Here is a 23,595-nt window from a genome sequence, read left to right on the forward strand (position 1 = left end):
ATAGTTCATCTCCTTTGTTGCAGTAAATGCTATCAAAGGAGCGGCATCAAACCGTGACAGGTCCACAATTGACCATTTAGCCTCTCCAGAACGGATCTCTTAACTGAGCACATTCTCGGCTCAAATCCGAGAATATATTGAACTGAATGCTCGTTTGACTTGGAGCTCAGTGGCTGATTGAAATGGAAAGGAATGGTCACGCTCCATGCCACAATTGTTCCGGTTTGGACGTTTTTTGAATTTCGATAAGGAGATAATAATGCGCTTGTCTAAGGCAATACTTTGAGCATTCGCAGGACTTTGTATCGGTCATCAAGCCTATGCAGCGGATATTATCTATGATGGTGAGTTCAATTTCATCAAGGCGCAGCATGAAAAAGAGTGGCAAGAGCAAGACCTGAGAATTGACGCCAAGCTGGCCGAAATACAAGAACAGCAGGGTGGGAAGCGCCCGAATATTCTTTACATCCTAGTTGATGACGTAGGTTTTGGCGATTTCGGAATTCCCGAGCTTAATTTTGTCCGGGGCACTCAGACTCCCCGCATCAACAAGCTGGCTGATCAGGGCATGTCTTTCATGCGCATGTATACCGAGCCATCTTGCACCCCGACTCGGACGGCAATGATGACGGGCAGACAACCGGTCCGCACCGGCCTGAAAGAAGTTAAAGTGGCGTTGGTCGGAGAAGGTTTGCCCGCGAGTGAGGTCACCATTGCAGAAGTGCTTTCGCAGGCAGGTTACAACACTGCGCATATTGGTAAGTGGCATATGGGGGATATTGAAGAATCGTATCCCCATAACCAAGGGTTTGATTTTGCAGCCTTTCCAATCCACCAACAGGTTCAGTTGGCTTGGATGACCACAGACGCGGACCACGCCAACACGATGATTGGTTTCATGGGGAGCTCTTATTCCGATCCCTATGCGATAGACACGAAATTCAAGCCATTTGGTTTGGTAACGGGTGTCGAAGCCCGCAAGGGTGAAGAAGCACATGAAGTCGGGATGCAACCCGGCGAGCAGTGGAGCCAAGCAAAATACAATGAATTGAACCAGCGTTACCAAGATCAAACGCTGGACCTGTTGCGGGATCTGTCTGCCAAGACGAGCCCTTCTTTCTACAGTACTGGCCTATGATCCCGATCAATCTGGCGCGGAACGATCGGGAACAATTCAAGACTCAGAACGGCGGCACCATTATTGAAAGCATGCAGCAGCTTGACGGTTGGGTCGGCAACATTTTGGATGAACTGGACACGCTGGGGATTGCAGAGAATACACTGGTTGTGCTCATGGGCGACAATGGCCCGTTTCTGTTGGGCTACCAAAAAACCACCGGCATGAATGATATGATTTATCGTGGCGGAAAATCTGATCACCTTGAAGGTGGGGTCCGGGTTAATGCATTTGCCCGGTGGCCTGCCGCCATTTCGCCCGACACTCTGGCCGGCGATATGATCCACGTCAGTGACCTTTACACGACATTTGCACGCGTGGCACAGGCAACTGATTTCATTCCAAGAGACCGCATTATTGACGGAGTTGATCAGGCGGCTTTGCTATTGGAAGGTGATACCAATGGACGCCGTGACTATGTGTATATTTACGAAGGTCCATTGCTTCGGTCCGTGGTGAAGCAGAAATTCAAAATGCACCTGCCTGCTCCGGGCGTACCAGGTGCTGCTGCACCCGTATTTGATTTGACCCGTGACCCTCGGGAACGGATTCCATTGATCGAGGCCGCTCTGTGGTCAGGCGCCAGCTTCCAAGACATGGTCAAGCGCCACAAGATGGGAATTCACCAGTACCCTCATGCAAAAGGCGGAAAAGGCGTACCATACGAGGGTATCAGCAATCTGCGTCCTGAATCAAAAGAGACTGTGAAAGTCTTTGAATCCTGGCAGATGAGATAACAAACACTCAAGCTATCTGCGGAGCTTGTCATAGTCATCTTGGAGACTTCAACCTCGACAAGTGCGAACTTGGAGATGAGCCTCCCCAGTTTCATGGGGAGGCTCAATTGCTTGCCAAAAGTAGTGGGGAAGTTGGCAGAGAGCCTTGAAGTGACCAGCTGACGCAACCGCGGTTCGTCAAACTTATTTGGTGAAACACAGTTCCCTAAATGTAGGTGGGAGCGCTCAACCATAGTGCGCTCTGAGTGCAAAACGTTCGTTCTGAGATCAAGTCAGGAGTCGATGGTACTGTCTGTGTTTTTCGTTGAAGAGCCATTTACACAATTCGAGACTGGTAGAAGGGCTTATAAAACCTTTGCCGCAAAACAGGAATGCGCACTCATTGAGGGTCATGCCAAACAAGAAATGCTCGGCATCTTGCAATCAAAGTCTGCTCAAGCGCCCACTATTGCACATTGGGGTACGGGTTCTTTGGACTTGCTGCATCCTGCACCCTAGCGTCGACTTATCCAGTTGAGGGGGGTGACATACAGGATCTACACGATTGCGCGCGGGCCTGTGTCATAAGAACGAAATATGGTCGCGACTCGATGAATCGCGACCAATTCTCAATTTTTGGAGACAACGGAATAGGTGTCCAATCGTGTCCCATAAGGTGGAATGCGTCACCACACAGGCGTGATCAATAATAAGCCTCTGGATGGTAATCCTAGTCCAGAAACGCCTTTTCGACCACGTATTGTGCGGGCTTGGAGTTGGCACCTTCTTCAAGGCCGGCCTCTTCAAGCATATCCTTGAGTTCGAGATTGAACGCGAGATTACCACAAATCATAGCTCGGTCATTTTGCGGGCAGAGCGGTTCGACGCTCAGATCTTTGTACGCTTCGCCCGAGCGGATCAGATCCGTGATCCGGCCCATTTTCGGGCTCTCTTCGCGAGTGGTGGTCGGGTAATATTTGATTTTTTTCCAGAAACCGTCGCCGATGACTTCGTTCAACAGCTCGTCTTCTTTCAGACCTTCAATCAGTTCACGACCATAAGTCAATTCGCCTGCGGTGCGGCAGGTATGCGTGATGATCACTTCTTCATAGTCTTCATAGGTTTGTGGCTCACGGAGCAAGGATGCAAAAGGCGCAAATCCTGTACCTGTGGCAAAGAACCAGATGCGGCGACCGGGAATCAATGCGTCATGCACCAAGGTGCCCACCGGTTTGGGACGCAAAATAATGTCGTCACCGGGCTGGATATGCTGAAGCTTGGATGTGAGCGGCCCGTCCTGAACCTTGATCGAGTAAAACTCGAGCTCTTCATCCCAAGACGGGGACGCAATAGAATATGCCCGCAGCAGCGGCTTTTGTTTGCCTGTCTTTGGGTCAGGATCGCCCATCAGGCCAATCATCACAAATTCTCCAGACCGGAACCGCAGCGACGCGGGGCGTGCGACGCGGAACGAGAAAAGACGATCTGTCCAGTGCTTGACCTCGGTAACTTTCTGAGCGTCAGGCAGGGTAGGGACTTTGGGGATGGCAGGTGCTTGAGTGTCGGTCACAGGTGTTTGCTCAGTCATATGATGTCAGACGGGAAATTCCGCCCCTCATTATCAGTTCGGGGGAAGTTTTGAAGGTGTATTTTCTGTACGTCTTTGATGTGGCGCAAATATTGGCGTGTTTAGGCGCTATTTTTGCCGCGTTGGCGCATACGGGCCTGATAATCATGTGACTGCCAATCGGCGCGAAATACCCAATCTTCTTGGGGCTGGCGTTCTGCCAGTTCGTCACTGATCTCGACTTCGTCAAATCCAGAACGGCGCGCCATCGCGTATTGGTCGGAAATCACGTGACCATGGGCGCGCAAACGCCCGGTAAAGCCCGCCAGTCTTAGCTGCCGTGCAAGGGTAAACCCGCGCCCGTCAGCAAAACTTGGGAAATCGATGCGGATCATGACAACGCCGCTTAGGTTCGCAACAAGATCCGTAACGTCCGCATCTGAGGCAACATCAAGCGCAGTTACATCATTCGCGGCCTCGCTTTTGGGGACAAACCCATGCGACCAGTCATCTTTCGCAAAGCCAGTATCGGTTACAAGTACGGTCATGCTGTTTCTCCAATTCGCACCATTTTGCCATCGACAACATGGATGCCACATTCTGTTTTGTTCTGTCCCCGCCAGCGGCCTGACCGTGGGTCTTCGCCTTCCTTGACGGGGGATGTGCACGGTGCACAGCCAATCGACGGATACCCCTGAGCGACCAGCGGATGTCGAGGCAGCCGGTTTTCTTCCATATAGGCGCGGACGTCTTCGGGGGCCCAATGGGCCAAGGGGTTCACCTTGATGCGGCCTGTCATGTCTTCGACCTCAAAGAAATCCAGAGCGGCGCGCGTGCCGGCCTGAAACCTCTTGCGTCCGGTGATCCAGCCATCAAACTCGCGCAGGGCTTTTTGCAAGGGTCGGGTTTTGCGCAATGCACAGCATGCGTCGGTGTCGACTTGATGTAACGTCCCGTCCGGATCTTCGGCCTGTTGGGTTGCTTCAGAGGCCCTGATTGTCTGGATGTTGCTCAGGTGCAGCCGCTCTGCCAACTCGGTCTGATACACCAAAGTCTCAGTAAAGAGCATTTCTGTATCAACAAACAGCACAGGAATTGACCGGTCCACGATGGCCGCCAAATGCAGCAAAACCACCGATTCCGCGCCAAATGATGACACCAGAGCGACTTTTCCAGCCTGCGGATCGCGCAGGGCGGCTTCGATGACCGAGGTTGCAGAATGGTGCTTGTAGCGCGCATTCAAATCCTCGACACGCTTGGCCAGCTCTTGCGCGCGGGGCGCAAGAGGGCCGCCGGCTGTAGTGCCGACCAAAGGTGTGATACCGTTTGGGCTATGCAGCATGAGCCCGAGCCTCTGGATAGAGATACGCCTTGAACGGTGCCAGACCAAGACGGCGATAGGCCTGAAGGAAGGTTTCTTCAGGGGCCGCGCGCAGGTCAAGATAGCCCAGCACAAGACGTTCGATTGCAGGCACGATTTCGTCATAGGCAAAGCCCGGACCTGCGCGCTCGCCTATGGCTGCGGTTTCGGTGGCATCGCCGCCAAGGGTGATCTGATAGTTTTCAACACCCGCACGATCCAGACCCAGAATGCCGATGTGGCCGACATGGTGGTGGCCACAGGCATTGATGCAGCCTGAAATTTTGATTTGCAGATGGCCGATATCGTGCTCGAGCTTGAGTTCATCAAACCGCGTGGCGATCTGTTGCGCCACAGGAATAGAGCGCGCCGTGGCCAACGCGCAATAATCCATACCGGGGCAGGCAATGATATCGCTGATTTTGCCAATGTTTGCGGTGTGCAGGTCGGCTTCGCGCAGGGCGGCATAGACATCCGGAAGGTCAGACTTGTGAACGTGCGGCAAGATCACATTCTGTTCGTGGCTGATGCGCAATTCGTCATGCCCATACAGGCGCGCCAGCTCGGCCAGCACGCGCATTTGTGCGCTGGATGCATCACCAGGTGTTTGCCCGTGTTTCTTGATGGATACCGTGACAATGGCATATCCCGGCGCTTTGTGGTCGCTCAGGTTGCTATCAGCCCAGCTTTGGAAGGTCGGGTTGCTTTGATAAGCTTGGTCAAAGGCGGCCGTCTCAGCAGACCGGAAGGCCGGCGCTGCAAATTCGGATTTGATGCCCGCAAACAGCTCTTGGTCAATTCCGTCAAAGGATGGGCGAATGGCGTCGAAACGCTCCTGAACGCGGGCGCGGATGTCCTCCAGACCATGTTCATGCACCGTGATCTTGATGCGTGCTTTGTATTTGTTGTCGCGCCGGCCCAGCAGGTTCCACACAGAGACCACCGCCTCTAGATACGGCAGAAGGTCCGCTTCGGGCAGGTGATCGTGCAGGACTTTGCCAATCATTGGCGTGCGGCCAAGACCACCGCCGACGATGACCTGATATCCGGTCTCGCCTTGGTCGTTCTGTACAATCCGCAACCCGATATCATGGGCTTTGATCACGGCGCGGTCGTTTGGGCTTCCGGTGACGGCAACCTTGAACTTGCGCGGCAGGAACTGGAATTCGGGGTGATCGGTCGACCACTGGCGGATCAATTCGGCCACAGGGCGCGGATCAGCGATTTCATCGGCGGCGGCCCCGGCAAAGTGATCTGCGGTCACATTGCGGATGGTATTGCCCGAAGTCTGGATCGCGTGCATCTCGACCTTGGCCAAGGCATCCAGCATATCAGGGATGTCATTCAGCTTTGGCCAGTTGTATTGAATGTTTTGGCGCGTCGTGAAGTGGCCATAGCCCTTGTCCCACGTATCCGCCAAATAGGCCAATTGGTCCATTTGGGCGCTGTTGAGTGTGCCATAGGGGATTGCCACACGCAGCATATAGGCGTGCAGTTGCAGATAGACGCCATTCATCAGGCGCAGAGGCTTGAATTCATCTTCGGTGAGGGCGCCCGATATGCGGCGTTCCACTTGGTGGCGGAACTGACGGTTGCGCTCTGCTACAAAGGCGGTGTCAAAGTCTGAATACTTATACATGGGTCTCTGCCTGTTTGCCGTGGAAGTAGTTCGAGGGGCCTGTGCGGCGGAACGCTTCGCGGAAATGGGTGGGTTCTGGGCCGTTAGGGCCCGCGATTGCATCTGCCAGATAGGCACCAACGATGCGCTCTGACTGTTGTTCGGCATGCAGCAAGCGTATTTGCGCGTCTGCCTCATCAGTCAAAAGCTCGGCGTCTGACAGGGTGCGGGTCCAGCTATCGTCTGCCGCAAGATAGATGACATCGCCTTCCAAGAGGGCATTGGCTGTGACGACTTTTGGGGTGAAAGCTCGGGCCATCAGGCTAGCTCCTGTTTCATAGGGTCAAGGACAAGTGCGCAAGCCGCGCGCGGATGGAGCCCAAGTAACATCAGGGCAGGGCCATCAAATGCGGCTGTGGCAAGTGCGTTTGGTAAGTTCGAGAGGGTGGTGGACAGAACACGCTGATTTGACCGCGAGGCGCTTTCGACCACGGTCACGGCTGTGTCAGGGGTGGCGCCATGCATAAGCAAGCGTCCTTGGACAAAGCGCGCGGCCTTTTTCCCCATATATATTGCGGCAACCTGATCTGGCATCGCAAGGGTGCGCCAGTCATGGTCTGCAAATCCTTGCATGTCATGTCCGGTCAAGAAACGCACAGAGCCGTTGCGCCCGCGTTTGGTCAGGCTTTGGCCGATAGAGGCGACCGATGCCGATGCGGCGGTGATCCCCGGTACAATGCTCCAGCTGACACCGGCGGCGTCGCAGGCCTCGATTTCTTCGTCGAGACGGCCAAACACAGTGGGATCGCCAGACTTGAGGCGCACCACTTGGGCACCTTGCTGGGCGTGCTCAACAATAAGGGCGTCGATATCTTCTTGGGGTGTGGATGGCCCAAATCCGTGTTTGCCAACATCCAATAGGGTGGCTTCGCGGCGGGCAAGTTCCAAAATCTCGGGGCTGATCAGGCGATCGTGAATCACCACATCTGCGGTATCCAGTGCTTTGCGCGCCTTAAGCGTCAGCAGCTCGGGATCGCCAGGTCCAGCACCAACAAACTGAACGTGGCCTGCGCGATCACGGGCTTCGAGATGTTGTGTGAGCAGTTCTTGCAGTTTCTCGTGCGCATCGTCTTGATTGGAAATGCGGGGGCCAGCGGTGAAGTAATAATCAGCCCAGAAATCCCGCCGCCGCCGCCCCATAGGCAGCGCATCCGCGGCCTTGCGAAACGATTTGCCGATGCGCGCCAAAAATCCCAGTCGGGGGGGCAGGCGTTCTTCCAAGTCGGCCTTGAGAGCGCGGGCCAATACAGGTGCGGCACCTTCTGTTCCAATGGCAATGGTCACCGGATCACGGTCAACGATCGCGGGGGTGATGAAGTCACTGTCCTTGAGGTTATCGACAACATTGAGCAGAACCCCCGCTTTGACAGCAAGCGCCTGAGTGCGGGCATCAACAGAAGGGTCTTCGTCAGCCGCATACACCAGCTTGGCGTTGGTCAGGTCCTCTAGCATGAGAGGCCGCGATACCAGTGTCAGACGTGACTGCTCTGCCCACTGTACGATCTCTGGGGCGGGTGTCGGCGCATAGACATCAATCTGGGCTTCGGTCTTCAACAGCAAACGCAGCTTTGCCAAGGCGGCTGCGCCCCCGCCAGAGAGCACGATACGCGTGTCTGTCATCGACAGATATATAGGGAAGTGTTTCATCTCAGACTCCACCACGGCAATAAATCTGGTTGTAATATAGGAAATTATTCCGTATTTCCGCTAGGTGTTCACAAAAATAGAAACGTTTGTTCTTCCTCTGTGAGAAAACAAACCACCTGTTCTAAATGAAAAGGGAAAACAGAATGGCGTTGCGAATTGATGACATGGATCGGAAGATCCTTGAGGAGTTGCAGCGGGATGCGTCGTTGTCTTTGGATGATATTGCCAAGCGTGTGGGGTCTTCGAAGACACCCGTCTGGAATCGCATCCGTAAACTGCGAGAGGCCGGAATCATCAAACAAAACACTGTGGTGCTTGATGCAGAGGCGCTTGGCTTTGAGGCCTGTTTTTTTGTGTTGATCCGAACCAGTGAGCACGAAGCCGATTGGCAGGCGAAGTTCCTCAAGGCATTGCAGGATCGCCCCGAAGTCCAAGAAGCGCACCGTCTGGCTGGAGATATTGATTACATTCTCAAGGTACGGGTTGCGAATGCGCGCGCCTATGATCTGTTCTATCAGCAATTGATATCCGAAGTACGCGTGCACAACGTCACCGCGTTGCTCTCCATGGAAGAAATCAAATCCACCACAAGCTTGCCAATGTTCACAGGATGATGCCTGTGTAAGCGCGTAAGGGGAGGAACGGTGAGAGCCGTTGTTGTCTTGTGGCTGGCCAATATGCGCATTGCCTTGGTACTCTGACAGGAATGAAAACTTGGGTCCGTCATAGGTTTGCGATTCTGGCGCTGTTTGTTGTCTTTCTGACAGCAATTACCGCCGGTGTGTGGCGGGCAGGGTATGGTCAGGCGCTTGATCAGCTTGCCCAGCGGGGGGCGGCTGACCTGGCTTTGGCTTCAGATCGTCTAACAGCCCAACTGCAAAGATATCAGGAATTGGCCGTTCTTATGGCTGGCCATCCCATCCTAGAGGCGTTGCCCAAGGATGGGGCCAGTGCCCGTGAGGCCACATCATTGTTGTTAGAGGCTGCGGATAAGACTGCGGCGCTTGATCTTGCCTATGTGGATATTGACGGGCGCGTCCTGGCGTCGGCGCAAAAAGACATCACAGCGTCCTTGTCTGGCACGCCGTATTTCGAACGGGCCTTGCATGGCGCACTGGGGGCGCATCATGGGGTAGATGCCCGCACGGGGCGGCGCGCATTCTATTTTGCCTCGCCCAGCTTCGGGGCAGATGGCCGTGTCAGCGGTGTTTTGGTGGTCACGGTTGATATCGAAAATGTCGAGTGGAATTGGCGTGGGGATCGGCCCGCCGTGTATTTTGTCGATGAATACGGAGTGGTGTTTATCTCCAACCGATCCGAGCTGTTGTTTTGGGAACGCCTGTCGGGCTCTGCTGCGATTGTCCCCGGTCAGGGGCGCGCTCCAGAGTTTCAGAGCTATGCGCGCGCTGGGCATACATTGTGGCGGCTGGACTGGGGGCCATACCTGCCCAAACGCGGGATGCATCTTGTGAAACCTTTGCCAGTGATTGGCCTAAGGGGGGAAGCCGTGATTGATGTGGCACCAGCAGTGCGCTTGGCGGCGCTCCAAGCAGCTATGGTTGCCGCGCTGATCTTCTTTTCGGGGGTACTGCTGTATCAAGCCATGTTGCGCCGGCAAGTTTTGGCGCAGGCCAACGCGGTGCTCGAAGAGCGTGTGTCACTGCGCACACGAGCGCTCTCGGAGACCAACGCACAGCTTCGTCGCGAGATATCCGAGCGCGAGGATGCCGAGGCAGCGCTTAAGAAAGCACAAGCAGATTTGGTTCAAGCTGGAAAACTGAGCGCGCTGGGCCAAATGTCAGCAGGGATCAGTCACGAGTTGAACCAGCCGCTCATGGCCATCCAGCAGTATTCAGAGAACGGAGCCTTGTTTCTTGAGCGTGGTAAGACGGATATTGCTGCTGACAATTTGGGGCGTATTTCGGCGATGGCCACGCGGATGGGGCGGATCATTCGTAATCTGCGGGCTTTTGCGCGCAACGAAAGCGAACCGATCGGGCGCGTTGACATTGTATCAGTGATCAATGCGGCCCTCGAACTCAGCGAGACGCGCTTTCGTCAGCATGACATTGTCTTAGAGTGGACGCCTCCCGAGAGCCCGATCTGGGTACGTGGTGGAGAGGTGCGTTTGGGTCAGGTTATGGTCAACCTGATTGCGAATGCCGTGGATGCAATGGCTGAAAGCGCGCCAAAAATTCTGAGTATCAAGGTGATTCGTGGGGCGCGCGCCCGCATATCTGTGCGCGATACGGGCCCGGGCATCCAAGAGCCTGAAAAAATGTTTGATCCGTTTTTTTCGACCAAAGCGATTGGCAGCTCCGAAGGCATGGGGTTGGGATTGTCGATTTCATATGGATTGGTGCAGAGCTTTGGCGGCCAGATTCGTGGTGCGAACGCAATCGACTCTGGCGCAATTTTCACAGTTGAACTTGATTACTGGACCGAGGAGCAGGCCGCATGACACGCAGGGTTCTTGTTGTGGATGATGATATCGCCGTACGGGACGCGCTGGGCCAGACGCTGGATCTTGCGGATTTGGTCAGCACAAAGGCCGGATCGTTCATCGAGGCCAAAGATCATATTTCGGCCGAATTTGATGGCGTGATATTATCGGATATTCGCATGCCCGGGCGCGATGGGTTTCATTTGCTTGGGTATACCAGAGACATCGATGCAGAGTTGCCAGTGATTTTGCTGACGGGCGAAGGCGATATTCCAATGGCCGTTTCCGCCATGGGGCAGGGGGCGTTTGATTTTCTGGAAAAACCATGTGCGCCCAAAGAGTTACTGTCGGTGCTGGAACGTGCGTTGAAAACCCGCGCATTGGTATTGGAAAATCGCCGTCTTAAGGCACAATTAGAGGTTGGCGACCCCGCTGCACGCATGATTTTTGGAGTGTCTGGGCTTGCCGATGGGTTGCGAACTCGGGTGCGCAGCGTCGCGCGGATCAATGCCGAGGTTTTGGTAACCGGTGCGCGTGGTGTTGGAATTTCCAAGGTGGCCGAGGTTATCCATTTATCGTCGCCTTTGGGTAAGGGGCCGTTTGGAAAGCACGCCGCTTCGGGGCTGGATGCACCTAGATTTGACAAAGCGGTTGCCGATGCAAAAGGCGGCAGTCTGTTTTTGGATGAAATCACGTCAATGCCCATGGAAACCCAGTTTTCCTTGTTGGGGTCAATGGAACAAGGGGATCATCCGCGTTTGATCTTTGGCAGCACTGCCGATCTGGCTGAAGCGGTCGAGCAAGGTGCGTTGCATGCGGATTTGTTTTACCGTCTGGATGCGATGCAGGTCCGCATTCCTTCGCTGTCGGAACGGCCAGAGGACATTCCGGTGCTGTTTCGACAATATGTCGCCCAAGCTGGTGAACAATCCGGCCTGACGCCGCCTGATATCACGTCTGATATCCTCGCAGATTTAATGGCGCGCGATTGGCCGGGGAATGCCCGTGCCCTCATGAGCGTGGCGATGCGGTTTGTGCTGGGGTTGAACGACAATGATCCGCGCCCCGAAGGAGGGCTTGGGCTTAGCGAGCAAATGGCCCAAGTCGAGCGGTCCTTGTTGCAAGAAGCGCTGCGTCGATCACAGGGGCGCGCCAGTACAGCCGCCGAAGCGCTTAAGCTGCCGCGCAAAACCTTTTATGATAAACTGGCCAAGCATAACTTGCGCCCCGAAGATTTTCGGTGATGTCACTGTTCCGCTATCTTACAAGCGACGGGGCCTAGGCATCCTGTCCCTTGCAGCGCTGCAGTTGATCTGTGTCGTGCAATTTTAGGCGGCGACTTGCGGTAAAGTCCTGTCTGACATGCGCCCACCAATGGGCGGCATAGCTTTTGTCCGAGATGGCGCAAAAGACCTCTGGGGCCGTCCTGCGCAAGGTCGGAAGCCGCGTCCAAGCCACATTTGGAAAGCTATGGTGTTCATTGTGATAGCCGGTGTTGAACAAAATCCAATTGATTGGACCATAGGTCGATCGCGTGGGGTTCACATCATCCGTGCCGGGGTGTTCACTTAGGGATTGTCCCAAGTTCGACACCCCGAGCTTGCCCAGAAAAAATGACAGGGACCAAATGTGATACAGCAAGGCCCAGGGTCCAAATACAGCTAACAGGGCGAGGTTCGACGCCAGTGACACAAGGATAAACGGACGCATGCTTTGTCCGGTGGGGCTTGTGCCCGTAAATCGCGTCTTTGGATCGTGGACAGGACGTCCGGATGCCCATGCATACAGATGTGGCAGGACCAAATCCCCCAACATAAACCCGAGCGGCAACGCATGCAGAACAAGCGTCAGCGCCGTCAGACAATGTTGCAATATTGGATGGGTGCGGCGAACATGTTGACGGGCCTGTAGCGCGCAGATGTCCTCGTGCTCGTAGTCACGCTCGTAATCGCCAACAAACGGGTGATGGCTGGTGACATGTTGGTGCTGATAGATCAGTTGCTTGCCATAAGACGTCAAAATAACTTCGAGTGCCAGATCAAAGCCCAGCTTGGCTTTGGGTCCCCGGAAAACCAGTTTGTGACAGGTCTCGTGAATAAGCGATGCGGCACTATGATAGACCAATTGTCCAACGAGAAAGGCGGTGATGCCCACCAAAAGCACCCCGCCACCTGATACGGCCCACGCGATGCCCCACTGAACCGCCAGTAGAACCGGGAGCGCCAATGCGGTGAGCGGCTGCGGGCCGGACAGCTTGGCCAATGCGGGGTGTGCCGCAAGCGCCTGTTTACGCATTTCATTGTGTCGGCGTGACTGAGGGGAAATGCCTTGGGCGCTGGTGGCAGGAGCATTCATAATTTTGTAATCCAAAAAACTGTCTGTCGTGCAAGTTATGCAATGTCGTCGGGGCGGGTCAATGAGGCCGATGATCTCATTGACGGCCTATATGGAAGATTACGGATTGTGCGGATTTTCGCACAACGCACAATTTCATTGTGTGAAATCCCGCACAGCATTGCATTCTTGGAATGTGGGCGTTGTGAATTCAGCATGACAACATAATGAATTTGTTTGAAATTTCATCACTTGGCCTGAAAATAAAACAAAGTCTTGAGCGCCAATCCGCTGATTGTCACAGTCTTACCATATCCTCCAGTCTTTGGGGGCGAGACAACCAAACGGGAAAAAACGGGAGGAGACCCTATGAAATTCCTTACAACAGCTGCAACCGCAATGGCTTTGGCCGTAACCGCTGGTACTGCTGCGCAAGCCGCATGTGACGAAGGTGAGATCGTCATCAAGTTTAGCCACGTGACCAACACAGACAAGCACCCAAAAGGAATTGCTGCGTCTTTGCTGGAACAGCGCGTCAATGATGAAATGAACGGCAAAGCCTGCATGCAGGTCTTCCCGAACTCGACATTGTACAATGATAACAAAGTTCTCGAAGCCATGCTTCAGGGTGACGTTCAGTTGGCAGCACCATCGTTGTCCAAGTTCGAAAAATTCACCAAGCAATTCCGCATCTATGACCTGCCATTCATGTTCAAAGACATTGATGCCGTCGACGCGTTCCAAGCCTCTGAAAATGGTCAGGCGCTGTTGGATTCAATGCAGCGCCGTGGTTTGCAGGGTTTGGCCTATTGGCACAATGGCATGAAACAGATGTCGGCAAACAAGCCTTTGATTTCGCCAACCGACGCAAATGGCCTCAAGTTCCGCGTACAGTCATCGGACGTTTTGGTGGCGCAAATGGAAGCAATCGGTGGATCGCCCCAAAAGATGGCCTTCTCTGAAGTGTACGGCGCGCTGCAACAGGGTGTTGTGGATGGCCAAGAAAACACATGGTCCAACATCTATGGCAAAAAGTTCTTCGAAGTCCAAGACGGTGTGACTGAAACCAACCACGGCATTATCGACTATCTAGTGGTGACATCGGTCGATTGGCTGGACAGCCTTGAGCCTGATGTGCGCGATCAGTTCCTGACCATTCTGACCGAAGTGTCGGCTGTTCGGAACTCTGAGTCGACCGCAGTCAACAATGCTGCAAAAGACTCGATCACGGCAGCAGGTGGCACAATTCGCCAACTGACAGCCGAGCAACGTCAGGAGTGGGTCGATACAATGCGCCCAGTTTGGGACAAGTTCTCTGGTGATGTAGGTCAAGAAAACATCGATGCTGCCCAAGCCATCAACGCCAAGATGTAAAATCATAGGTGCGCTGTGAGGCGCACCTGACTTGGACGGGCCTGTTGTGCCCGTCCTTTTTTTCTAATCGAAAAGGGGACAGCAGATGCATCCGCATCCAAGCGAGAGCTTTGTCGACCGCATCGAGGAAACGCTGATCGCCGCGCTCCTTGGTATCATGACATTGATTACCTTCATTAATGTGTTGGTCCGCAAATTGTTTGCAAATGACCCACCGTTTTTCATCGAACTTCTCAAACTCGAAAATATCGGACTTTGGGGTGGGGAACTAACCGTCTTTTTGTTCGGCTGGTTGTGTCTGTTGGGCGCCTCATATGCCGTCAAAAAGAACGCCCATCTGGGCGTTGATGCCATTATCAATATGTTTGGACCGTCTGCGCGCAAAGTTGCCGCGGTACTCACGGTCACCGTGTGCATAATTTACGCATTTTTGCTTCTTAAAGGATCGTGGGATTACTGGGCAAACTTTGCCAATTTACCCGCAACCGAGGGACGTTGGTTTCCGCTGGGGTTTGAAGAGAAATTCCGCGCAAAAGGCTGGTACGAGGTTGAAAGTGTGCCCAACCCAGGCGCGTTGAAGTTCCTTGAGGATGTGTTCAACGAAGGCGAGGCCTATGAGAAGCTGCCGCGTTTGGTGCCTTATCTCGTGCTGCCGCTGTCGATGGCGCTGTTACTGTTTCGCTTTGTACAAGCCGCGAAGCTGGTGTGGGTTGGCAAGATTGATCGTTTGGTCGCCAGCCACGAAGTGGAAGATGAAATTCAGGAAATCCGCGAACAGCGTGGGGAGTTTGACTAATGGAAGTGGCACTGCTTTTTGTCCTAATCATAGGGCTGATGCTGATGGGCGCACCGATTGCGGTGAGCTTGGGAACATCTTCGATTTTGTTTCTTCTCGTCTTTTCCGACAGCTCTCTGGCGTCGGTTGCACAAACGCTTTTCGGTGCGTTTGAGGGACACTCGACGCTCTTGGCGATCCCGTTCTTTATTTTGGCATCTTCATTTATGTCGACTGGCGGCGTCGCACAGCGGATCATCCGCTTTTCGATCGCATGTGTCGGGCATCTTAGAGGGGGCTTGGCGATCGCCGGCGTGTTTGCGTGCATGTTGTTTGCCGCGCTTTCGGGGTCATCCCCTGCAACGGTTGTGGCCATTGGATCGATCGTGATCGCAGCGATGCGCCAAGCGGGATATACCAAAGAATTTGCGGCGGGTGTGATCTGTAACGCAGGAACACTGGGCATCTTGATCCCGCCCTCCATTGTGATGGTTGTCTATGCAGCAGCCGTTGAGGTGTCGGTTGGGCGTATGTTCCTCGCTGGGGTCATTCCGGGAATTATGGCTGGTGTGATGTTGATGATTGCAATCTATGTCATGGCACGGGTGCGCAATATGCCCAAAGGTGAATGGGCAGGCTGGGGCGAAATCGGTGCATCCTTTCGGGATGCGGCGTGGGGTCTTGGGCTGATCGTCATCATCATGGTCGGGATCTATGGTATCCCAGGCGTGACAAAAGCGATCTTTACACCAACCGAGGCCGCCGCCGTGGCAGCGATTTATGCCTTTTTGATCGCAAGCTTTGTCTATCGTGACATGGGGCCGCTCTCGAGCAAGGGAGACGCCGCCAGAGTAAGCTTGCTCAGAAAGCCACAGGCATTGTTGACCGCATGGGTTCACAAAGACACGCGTCACACACTGTTCGAGGCCGGAAAGCTGACCATCACGTTGATGTTTGTCATCGCCAACGCCTTGATCCTGAAACACGTTTTGACTGATGAACAGGTGCCGCAGCACGTGGCAAACGCGATGTTGTCTGCTGGATTTGGTCCCGTGATGTTCTTGGTGGTTGTGAACGTGATCCTGTTGATCGGTGGGCAATTCATGGAGCCCTCGGGCCTGTTGGTGATTGTTGCACCGCTGGTGTTCCCAATCGCGATTGAATTGGGAATTGATCCAATCCATTTGGGCATCATCATGGTGGTGAACATGGAAATCGGGATGATCACGCCTCCGGTGGGTCTGAACCTGTTCGTGACCTCTGGGGTGGCAGGGATGCCAATGATGAGCGTTGTACGCGCTGCTTTGCCATTCTTGGCTGTGCTGTTCGTCTTCTTGATTATGGTAACCTATATTCCTGCAATCTCGACGCTGTTGCCAAACGCGCTGATGGGGCCAGAAATCATCACCAATTGATGACATCAGGTCTGAAACGAAAAAACGGCCCCCAAGAATTTTGGGGGCCGTTTTTGTGTGTCATCTTGCTTGGTGGTGAAGAAATATTCAGGCTGCGTCGAGCGCATCAATGATGGCTTGGAAATCGGATGCCTTTAGGCTGGCGCCCCCTACAAGCGCGCCATCGACGTTGGGCACGCCAAAGATCTCAGGTGCATTCGTGGGTTTGACCGAGCCTCCGTAGAGCAAGCGAATGGCCGCTCCGACTTCGGTGCCAAACCGCGTGCACAGTTGGGCGCGCATGAAATCATGAACTTCGCCGATTTGCTCAAGTGTGGGCACCTTACCCGTGCCAATGGCCCAAATAGGTTCATACGCCACCACAAGCGTGTCTGCCGTTGCGTGATCCGGAACGGATTCTGCGAGCTGCTCTCCGACAACAGTAAGGGTTGATCCATCTTCGCGCTGCGCAAGTGACTCTCCGAGGCACACGATGGCGGTCAGTCCTGCTGCCCATGCCGCCCGTGTTTTTTCACAAACGTTGGCATTGCTTTCTGCATGATCCTCGCGGCGCTCTGAATGTCCAAGAATGACCGCAGTGGCCCCTGCGTCGGCCAACATCTCGGCCGAGATATCACCGGTGTGTGCGCCTGTGGTTTGACTGTGGCAATCCTGACCGCCGATCATGATCTGGCTGTCGTTGACGGCGTCACCCGCTCGAGAGAGCAGCGTTGCAGGAGGGCAGATCAATATATCTGTGTGTTTGGTTGGTTGGGCCGTGCTGAGCTGGGACACCTCTGCCAGAGAGGAGCCAAGGCCATTCATCTTCCAATTCCCTGCTGCCAACTTGCGCTGCATCATCAATGTCCTTTGTAAAATTCAATTGGGGGGTCTTGTCGGCAAACAAAGCCAATAGGTCAAGAGGTCAGCGCGATCTCGACGATACACCCCGAGGTCGGAAACGATGAGATTTTCTCAAAGTGCGGATCGCGATCGGGGTGATCAGGTCTTGAACAGATTACATGCCGTCGAATTTGATGGATTCACCACAACCGCAGGCCTCGGTGACATTGGGGTTGTTGAATTTGAAACCGGCCTCGAGCAGTGACACTTCGTAATCGATTTCGGTCCCAAAAAGAAACATCTGCGCCATAGGGGCAATCATCACGCGAGCGCCGTCCTGCTCGACCACTTCGTCAAGCGGATCGGTTTCGGTGACATAGTCCATGGTGTATTCCATGCCTGCACAGCCACCTTTTTTGACACCAATGCGCAAACCGCTGTGTCCATCTTTTTTCATTAGGCGTGCGATTTGGGCCGCCGCAGCGGGCGTTATCGTCACAGCCTGTTTCCCAGGAATTCCGAACATGAGTTTGTCTCCTGAAGGATTGATTGTTCTACATAAATCCGAGTTCGAGGCGGGCCTCGTCGCTCATCATTTCCATGCCCCACGGTGGGTTCCAAACCAGCTCGGCCGCAACAGAGCGTACGCCGCTGACACCGCTGATGGCTTCTTCGACCCAACCCGGCATTTCCCCAGCGACGGGGCACCCAGGAGCTGTCAGGCTCATAATAACGCGGACATCGTTCTCGTCGTTGACCTCAATTGTATAGATCAAACCAAGATCATAGATATTCACCGGAATTTCCGGGTCAAACACGCTGCGACAAGCCTCGACCAACTGTTCGTGTAGCGGGTGATCCGTGCTGCTTGGGGCAATAAGCGGCGTGCCTTCTACGGGGTCTGGTGCCTGTGTCATCTGTGTTGTCCTGAATCTATTCCTGAGCGAACATATAGGGATTGTACAGCGGCGCGTCCAGAGGTGGGGTCACGTGTATTTGGCGCACAAGCCATATTTGGCATCATCTGTCCCGCTCAAGTCGCGCTTTGACGTTCTGAGCAGGACCGCTGAGGTGTGGCAAGGGTCAGTCGTTGATATCGCCGTCAAATGTCTTGACCTGACCTGTTGGCAAGGCAAACACACGCCGCAGGACAAGCCATGACGCCAGCGACAACGCTGCGCAAATCAGCAACAACAGGGCAGGTGAGAAACTTGCAGCTGGACCCAGAAGCAACAGTCCGACGATACCCGAACCTATGGCGAACCCCAAAAATACAAATCCGGGTGCCAAAACCTCAAGGATGGACAGGACCAACGCGGCCGCCAGCCATACCCACCATGTCGTGGCAAGATCGGTCATTATGCTTTTCCTTTTAGCAGCTTAAAGGCGTCCCCGAAGGCCTCGAGTGCGGCAGCTGGCAGCACGATGGTTTGTTTGCCTTCACCTTGTCCCAAGGCATTCAGGGCCTCGACTTGTTTGAGAGCCACCTGATATTGTGCGGCTTCGATGCCGTGTTCCGCGATTGCTTGGGCGACGACTTGGGTCGCATAGGCTTCTGCTTCGGCTTGGATGCGTCGGGCCTTGGCGATTTGCTCGGCCGCATAAAGCTCTGCATCCGCGTTCAATTCCACTGAGCGCTTGGCGCCTTCCGCCTCGGTCACTTGGGCACGGCGGGCGCGTTCGGCGTTCAACTGTTGTAGCATGGCGTCGCGCGTGGCCTGATCCAGATTTACATCCAAGATTTCGGCGCGGGTGACCTCGATGCCCCAATCATCAACGGCATCTTCGACCAAGATTTTGATTGTGGAAATCAACTGTGATCGGTTGGATTGCACTTCGTCCAGATCCATTTTGCCGATTTCGGCTCGGACTATGCCAGCAACGGTTGTCGAAATGGCCGCATCGACGTCGCGGATTCTGTAAACCGTTTTTTCTGGTTCTGTAATGCGGTAAAATACGGATGTATCAACCTGCACCAGGACGTTGTCTTTTGTGATGGCGTCTTGGCTGGCTGTGGGCAACTGGCGCTCAAGAATAGAGATTTTGTGGGCGACACTATCAAGCAATGGCACGACAAAATTGATCCCTGGCCCAAGAACCGAATGCAAGCGGCCAAAACGTTCGACCACATGTTTTTCAGATTGAGGAACAATCCGCACACCTTTGAAGATGACAACAATGAAGAATACTGCGCCCAGCAGGTACAAGATATTCCCGGCAAAAAGGTCAAACAACTGGTCTTCGGACATGAAAATTCTTTCTCTAATGCGTGTAATACTAATATTGCGATTGAACACTTGTTTTACAAGCAGGCGTGATTGCGCTTAGACAGACAAAAAACCTGAAAGGTGACAGATGACAAGCCGGTTTTCATTTGATTTGCAAGCGACTGATGGCAAAGCGCGCAAAGGCGTGATCTCGACGCCGCGTGGCGATATTCGGACACCAGCATTTATGCCGGTGGGTACTGCGGCAACGGTGAAAGCCATGATGCCCGAAAGTGTGCGCGCCACGGGCGCCGACATTTTGTTGGGCAATACCTATCATCTGATGTTGCGCCCGACAGCAGAACGGATTGATCGGCTCGGCGGATTGCACAAATTCATGAATTGGGATCGCCCAATTCTAACGGACTCGGGCGGGTTTCAGGTGATGTCTCTGGCAGGGCTGCGCAAGCTCACTGAAAAGGGCGTGACGTTTAAATCTCACATCGACGGCTCGCGGCATGAACTGACCCCAGAACGGTCCATGGAAATTCAACGGTTGCTGGGCTCGGATATCGTCATGTGCTTTGATGAATGTCCGGCATTGCCAGCCACGGACGCCGAAGTGTCCAAAAGTATGCAGATGTCGATGCGATGGGCCGCACGCTCCAAAGATGCGTTTGGTGATCGTCCGGGGCACGCATTGTTCGGTATCCAACAGGGCGGCGTCACAAAAGATCTGCGCGCCGAAAGCGCGGCTTTGCTGCGTGATATCGAATTTGACGGCTATGCCGTCGGTGGATTGGCGGTTGGCGAAGGCCAAGAGGCAATGTTTGGCGTGCTTGATTATGCGCCGGATATGTTGCCAGAACACAAACCTCGGTATCTGATGGGAGTTGGAAAACCCGACGATATCGTGGGTGCGGTCGCGCGCGGCATCGACATGATGGACTGTGTATTGCCATCGCGCTCTGGGCGTACCGGACAAGTATTTACCCGCCATGGTGTGGTGAATATCAAGAACGCGCGTCACGCCGATGATCCACGACCTCTGGATGAAAATTGTACGTGTCCGGCGTGTTCCAATTACAGCCGCGCGTATCTGCACCATGTGTTCCGGTCGAATGAGATGATCTCTGGCATGCTGTTGACGTGGCACAATCTGCACTATTTCCAAGATTTGATGCAGGGCATGCGGGATGCTATTGAAATCGGGGCGTTCGACAAGTTTGTGACCGACTTTCATGAGGGGCGTGCCCAAGGGGATATCGAGCCGCTCTAGGGCCCACATTCAGACGATTGCGGGCCATTTCGGATTTTTCTTCAATTGCCTGCAATCGGCGCTTGTCCCCGCCATTTCAGAGGGGCATTGTGTTCGCCACACATTCGGGGGCGGTTGAAACGGGCATTCTAAGGCCCCACTTAAATCTCCGAGGAAACGGAAACGGCCAACTGGTTGCCAATCGTGGGACCCGTGCTGTTTTGCTAAGAACAAGGACCGAGTATGCAAGAGCCACTCAATTCGTCTTATCCTGTCCTTCCGCTGCGCGATATCGTGGTTTTCCCACATATGATCGTGCCGCTTTTCGTGGGCCGCGAGAAATCCGTGCACGCGTTGGAAGAAGTGATGCAGGATGACAAACAAATTCTGCTGTCCAGCCAGATTGACCCCGCCGAGGATGATCCGGATGCGGACGGCATCTACCGTGTTGGTGTGTTGGCCAATGTGCTGCAACTGCTGAAACTACCTGATGGCACAGTCAAGGTGTTGGTCGAGGGCGTTTCGCGCGTACGCATCAGCGAGTTTCTGGAGAATGACACATTCTTTGAAGCTACCGCAGAATACATCAGCGAAATGCCTGGTGACGCGGCAACAATCGAAGCATTGCTGCGGACTGTGGGCGATGAATTCGAACGCTATGCCAAGGTTAAGAAAAATATCCCGGAAGAGGCGCTGACCGCAGTTTCGGACGCCGGGGAACCGGCACGTCTTGCGGATTTGGTTGCCGGACATCTGGGAATTGAAGTTGAACAAAAGCAAGAGCTTTTGGAAACGCTGTCGGTGTCTGAGCGTCTTGAAAAAGTCTATGGGCTTATGCAGGGCGAAATGAGCGTTCTGCAGGTCGAGAAAAAGATCAAGACACGCGTCAAATCCCAAATGGAAAAGACCCAGCGCGAATATTATCTGAATGAGCAAATGAAAGCCATTCAGAACGAGCTTGGCGATGGCGAAGAAGGCCAGAACGAGGTTGCCGAACTCGAGAGCAAAATCGAAGAGACCAAGCTGTCTAAAGAAGCGCGCGAAAAAGCCGACGCCGAGATCAAGAAGCTTAAAAACATGAGCCCGATGAGCGCGGAAGCCACCGTCGTGCGCAATTACCTTGATTGGATGCTGGCCATCCCATGGGGAAAAAAATCCCGTGTGAAAAAGGACTTGGGTCGTGCTCAGGATGTCTTGGATCAAGACCACTATGGCTTGGACAAGGTCAAAGAACGCATCGTAGAGTACCTCGCGGTTCAGCAGCGTTCGACAAAGCTCAAGGGACCAATTCTGTGTCTTGTGGGCCCTCCGGGTGTTGGGAAAACATCTCTTGGTAAATCTGTTGCCAAGGCAACGGGGCGCGAATTCATCCGGATTTCGCTCGGTGGTGTGCGTGATGAAAGCGAAATTCGCGGTCACCGTCGGACCTATATCGGGTCGATGCCGGGGAAAATTATTCAGGCGCTGAAAAAGGCCAAAACCACAAACCCTCTGATCTTGTTGGATGAGATTGACAAGATGGGTCAGGATTTCCGTGGTGATCCTGCGTCGGCGATGCTCGAAGTGCTCGATCCGGAACAAAACGGTACGTTTGTGGATCATTATCTTGAGGTCGAATATGATCTGTCCAACGTGATGTTTCTGACAACGGCCAACAGCTATAATATGCCTGGTCCGCTCTTGGACCGGATGGAAATTATTTCGCTTGCTGGATATACCGAAGACGAAAAGCGCGAGATTGCCAAACAGCACCTGTTGAGCAAAGTCACCAAAAATCACGGGCTACGTGCCGGTGAATTTGAAGTCACGGATGCTGCGCTGGACGAAATGATCCGTCGCTATACGCGCGAGGCTGGTGTGCGAAATCTCGAGCGCGAACTGGCCAAACTTGCGCGTAAATCAGTGACCAAAATCGTCAAAGGCGAAGCCACTCAAGTGGTTGTGACACCTGAAAATCTTGATGAATTCCTTGGCGTTAAGAAATTCCGCTATGGGTTGGCCGAGCAAGACGATCAGGTTGGTGTTGTGACAGGGTTGGCATGGACATCGGTTGGCGGTGATTTGCTATCGATCGAAGCTCTCAGATTGCCAGGCAAAGGACGGATGAAAACCACAGGCAAGCTTGGTGATGTGATGAAAGAATCCATCGACGCCGCGTCTTCTTACGTGCGTTCAATCGCGCCTGAAATTGGAGTGAAGCCACCCCAGTTTGAAAAATGGGATATTCACGTGCACGTACCTGACGGTGCGACGCCAAAAGATGGGCCCTCTGCAGGTCTGGCGATGGTGACATCGATCGTGTCAGTGTTGACAGGCATTCCTGTGCGCAAGGATATCGCAATGACAGGCGAGGTGTCGTTGCGCGGTAATGCGATGCCAATTGGCGGGCTTAAGGAAAAGCTGCTGGCGGCATTGCGCGGTGGTATCAAGACGGTGCTTATCCCGCAGGAAAACGAAAAGGATCTTGCCGAGATTCCTGACAACGTCAAAGAAGGGCTTAACATCATTCCTGTGACGCACGCGTCAGAGGTGCTTGAGCACGCTTTGGTTGCGGCACCTGTCGCGGTTGAATGGGATGAAGCGGCAGAAGCTGCGGCCGTATTGGCCAAAGAGGCCGGCGCAAGGGCCACCGCACATTAAGCCTATTCTTTGAAACAATCTAATGGGGTGTGCTGCAAGGCACGCCCCATTTTTTTCGAAGAGCAGACTTATGTAGCGTCATACAAACACAAATTTTGCTTTTGGCTACAACATGTAGGGTGGAGTCAAATCCGACAATCTGTTACGGTGTTTCCAATTCATAAACAATGGGATGACCCGAG

General features: G+C 53.8%; 22 protein-coding genes. 10 read left to right on the forward strand and 12 right to left on the reverse strand.

The genetic code is table 11. The annotated features are described in order from the left end of the window. The first annotated feature begins 502 nt into the window (after positions 1 to 502). Positions 503 to 1,138, forward strand: coding sequence for a sulfatase-like hydrolase/transferase (locus FAP39_RS17905; protein ID WP_281280264.1), 636 nt, complete (start codon positions 503 to 505; stop codon positions 1,136 to 1,138). Further along, positions 1,135 to 1,914: a sulfatase-like hydrolase/transferase gene (locus tag FAP39_RS17910; RefSeq protein WP_281280261.1), complete on the forward strand. Its 780-nt coding sequence runs from the start codon at positions 1,135 to 1,137 to the stop codon at positions 1,912 to 1,914. The genes FAP39_RS17905 and FAP39_RS17910 overlap by 4 nt, the downstream gene beginning before the upstream one ends. A 709-nt stretch (positions 1,915 to 2,623) precedes the next feature. Here the strand turns inward: FAP39_RS17910 and FAP39_RS13380 are convergent. The 6 genes from FAP39_RS13380 to cysG form a co-directional block, all read right to left on the reverse strand. Beyond that, positions 2,624 to 3,481, reverse strand: coding sequence for a ferredoxin--NADP reductase (locus tag FAP39_RS13380; protein ID WP_138016906.1), 858 nt, complete (start codon positions 3,479 to 3,481; stop codon positions 2,624 to 2,626). Positions 3,482 to 3,582: 101 nt separating this feature from the next. Continuing rightward, a complete protein-coding gene (locus FAP39_RS13385) occupies positions 3,583 to 4,008 on the reverse strand; it encodes a DUF934 domain-containing protein (protein ID WP_138016907.1) in 426 nt (141 codons plus the stop codon). After that, complete coding sequence (locus tag FAP39_RS13390) at positions 4,005 to 4,802, reverse strand: phosphoadenylyl-sulfate reductase (protein ID WP_138016908.1); 798 nt, start codon at positions 4,800 to 4,802, stop codon at positions 4,005 to 4,007. The genes FAP39_RS13385 and FAP39_RS13390 overlap by 4 nt, the downstream gene beginning before the upstream one ends. Then, positions 4,792 to 6,459, reverse strand: a complete 1,668-nt coding sequence (locus FAP39_RS13395) for a nitrite/sulfite reductase (RefSeq protein ID WP_138016909.1) — start codon at positions 6,457 to 6,459, stop codon at positions 4,792 to 4,794. The genes FAP39_RS13390 and FAP39_RS13395 overlap by 11 nt, the downstream gene beginning before the upstream one ends. Continuing rightward, complete coding sequence (locus tag FAP39_RS13400; RefSeq protein ID WP_138016910.1) at positions 6,452 to 6,757, reverse strand: DUF2849 domain-containing protein; 306 nt, start codon at positions 6,755 to 6,757, stop codon at positions 6,452 to 6,454. Before FAP39_RS13400 ends, FAP39_RS13395 begins: the two co-directional genes overlap by 8 nt. Further along, entirely contained in the window at positions 6,757 to 8,145 is a 1,389-nt protein-coding gene (gene cysG, locus FAP39_RS13405) for a siroheme synthase CysG (protein WP_138016911.1), read from the reverse strand. Before cysG ends, FAP39_RS13400 begins: the two co-directional genes overlap by 1 nt. 143 nt (positions 8,146 to 8,288) lie before the next feature. Here cysG and FAP39_RS13410 point away from each other — a divergent pair, with 143 nt between their 5' ends. From FAP39_RS13410 to FAP39_RS13420, 3 genes are all read left to right on the forward strand, one after another. Next, on the forward strand, positions 8,289 to 8,759 hold the full coding sequence (locus FAP39_RS13410) for an Lrp/AsnC family transcriptional regulator (protein WP_138016912.1): 471 nt from the start codon (positions 8,289 to 8,291) through the stop codon (positions 8,757 to 8,759). A gap of 92 nt (positions 8,760 to 8,851) precedes the next feature. Beyond that, complete coding sequence (locus tag FAP39_RS13415) at positions 8,852 to 10,606, forward strand: sensor histidine kinase (protein ID WP_138016913.1); 1,755 nt, start codon at positions 8,852 to 8,854, stop codon at positions 10,604 to 10,606. After that, positions 10,603 to 11,832 (forward strand): sigma-54-dependent transcriptional regulator, encoded by a 1,230-nt coding sequence (locus FAP39_RS13420; protein ID WP_138016914.1) that lies wholly within the window; start codon positions 10,603 to 10,605, stop codon positions 11,830 to 11,832. The genes FAP39_RS13415 and FAP39_RS13420 overlap by 4 nt, the downstream gene beginning before the upstream one ends. Positions 11,833 to 11,866: 34 nt before the next feature. Here the strand turns inward: FAP39_RS13420 and FAP39_RS13425 are convergent, their stop codons facing one another. Then, the gene (locus FAP39_RS13425; protein ID WP_138016915.1) at positions 11,867 to 12,943 is read right to left on the reverse strand and encodes a fatty acid desaturase; all 1,077 of its coding nucleotides are present in this window, start codon (positions 12,941 to 12,943) and stop codon (positions 11,867 to 11,869) included. Between the two features lie 348 nt (positions 12,944 to 13,291). Here FAP39_RS13425 and FAP39_RS13430 point away from each other — a divergent pair, with 348 nt between their 5' ends. From FAP39_RS13430 to FAP39_RS13440, 3 genes are all read left to right on the forward strand, one after another. Further along, positions 13,292 to 14,296 carry a DctP family TRAP transporter solute-binding subunit gene (locus FAP39_RS13430; RefSeq protein ID WP_138016916.1) on the forward strand — a complete coding sequence of 335 codons (1,005 nt, stop codon included), beginning with the start codon at positions 13,292 to 13,294 and terminating at the stop codon, positions 14,294 to 14,296. An 85-nt stretch (positions 14,297 to 14,381) separates the two neighbouring features. Beyond that, complete coding sequence (locus FAP39_RS13435) at positions 14,382 to 15,092, forward strand: TRAP transporter small permease (protein ID WP_138016917.1); 711 nt, start codon at positions 14,382 to 14,384, stop codon at positions 15,090 to 15,092. After that, positions 15,092 to 16,486, forward strand: coding sequence for a TRAP transporter large permease (locus tag FAP39_RS13440; protein WP_138016918.1), 1,395 nt, complete (start codon positions 15,092 to 15,094; stop codon positions 16,484 to 16,486). The genes FAP39_RS13435 and FAP39_RS13440 overlap by 1 nt, the downstream gene beginning before the upstream one ends. Before the next feature lie 87 nt (positions 16,487 to 16,573). Here FAP39_RS13440 and tpiA read toward each other — a convergent pair whose 3' ends face one another. From tpiA to FAP39_RS13465, 5 genes are all read right to left on the reverse strand, one after another. Further along, positions 16,574 to 17,323 (reverse strand): triose-phosphate isomerase, encoded by a 750-nt coding sequence (tpiA, locus tag FAP39_RS13445; RefSeq protein ID WP_138016919.1) that lies wholly within the window; start codon positions 17,321 to 17,323, stop codon positions 16,574 to 16,576. 160 nt (positions 17,324 to 17,483) lie between these two features. Then, positions 17,484 to 17,834, reverse strand: a complete 351-nt coding sequence (locus FAP39_RS13450; RefSeq protein WP_138016920.1) for a HesB/IscA family protein — start codon at positions 17,832 to 17,834, stop codon at positions 17,484 to 17,486. A 28-nt stretch (positions 17,835 to 17,862) separates the two neighbouring features. Next, positions 17,863 to 18,225 carry an SUF system Fe-S cluster assembly protein gene (locus FAP39_RS13455; protein WP_138016921.1) on the reverse strand — a complete coding sequence of 121 codons (363 nt, stop codon included), beginning with the start codon at positions 18,223 to 18,225 and terminating at the stop codon, positions 17,863 to 17,865. A 166-nt stretch (positions 18,226 to 18,391) separates the two neighbouring features. Further along, positions 18,392 to 18,667, reverse strand: coding sequence for an NfeD family protein (locus FAP39_RS13460; protein WP_138016922.1), 276 nt, complete (start codon positions 18,665 to 18,667; stop codon positions 18,392 to 18,394). Then, complete coding sequence (locus tag FAP39_RS13465) at positions 18,667 to 19,557, reverse strand: SPFH domain-containing protein (RefSeq protein WP_138016923.1); 891 nt, start codon at positions 19,555 to 19,557, stop codon at positions 18,667 to 18,669. Before FAP39_RS13465 ends, FAP39_RS13460 begins: the two co-directional genes overlap by 1 nt. A 106-nt stretch (positions 19,558 to 19,663) precedes the next feature. On the opposite strand from FAP39_RS13465, the gene tgt reads away from it, so the two are divergent. Then, complete coding sequence (gene tgt / locus FAP39_RS13470) at positions 19,664 to 20,794, forward strand: tRNA guanosine(34) transglycosylase Tgt (protein WP_138016924.1); 1,131 nt, start codon at positions 19,664 to 19,666, stop codon at positions 20,792 to 20,794. Between the two features lie 222 nt (positions 20,795 to 21,016). Continuing rightward, complete coding sequence (gene lon, locus FAP39_RS13475) at positions 21,017 to 23,413, forward strand: endopeptidase La (RefSeq protein WP_138016925.1); 2,397 nt, start codon at positions 21,017 to 21,019, stop codon at positions 23,411 to 23,413. Positions 23,414 to 23,595 lie beyond the last annotated feature (182 nt).

This window comes from Shimia litoralis, from assembly GCF_005518135.1.
GTDB classification, from domain to species: domain Bacteria; phylum Pseudomonadota; class Alphaproteobacteria; order Rhodobacterales; family Rhodobacteraceae; genus Shimia_E; species Shimia_E litoralis.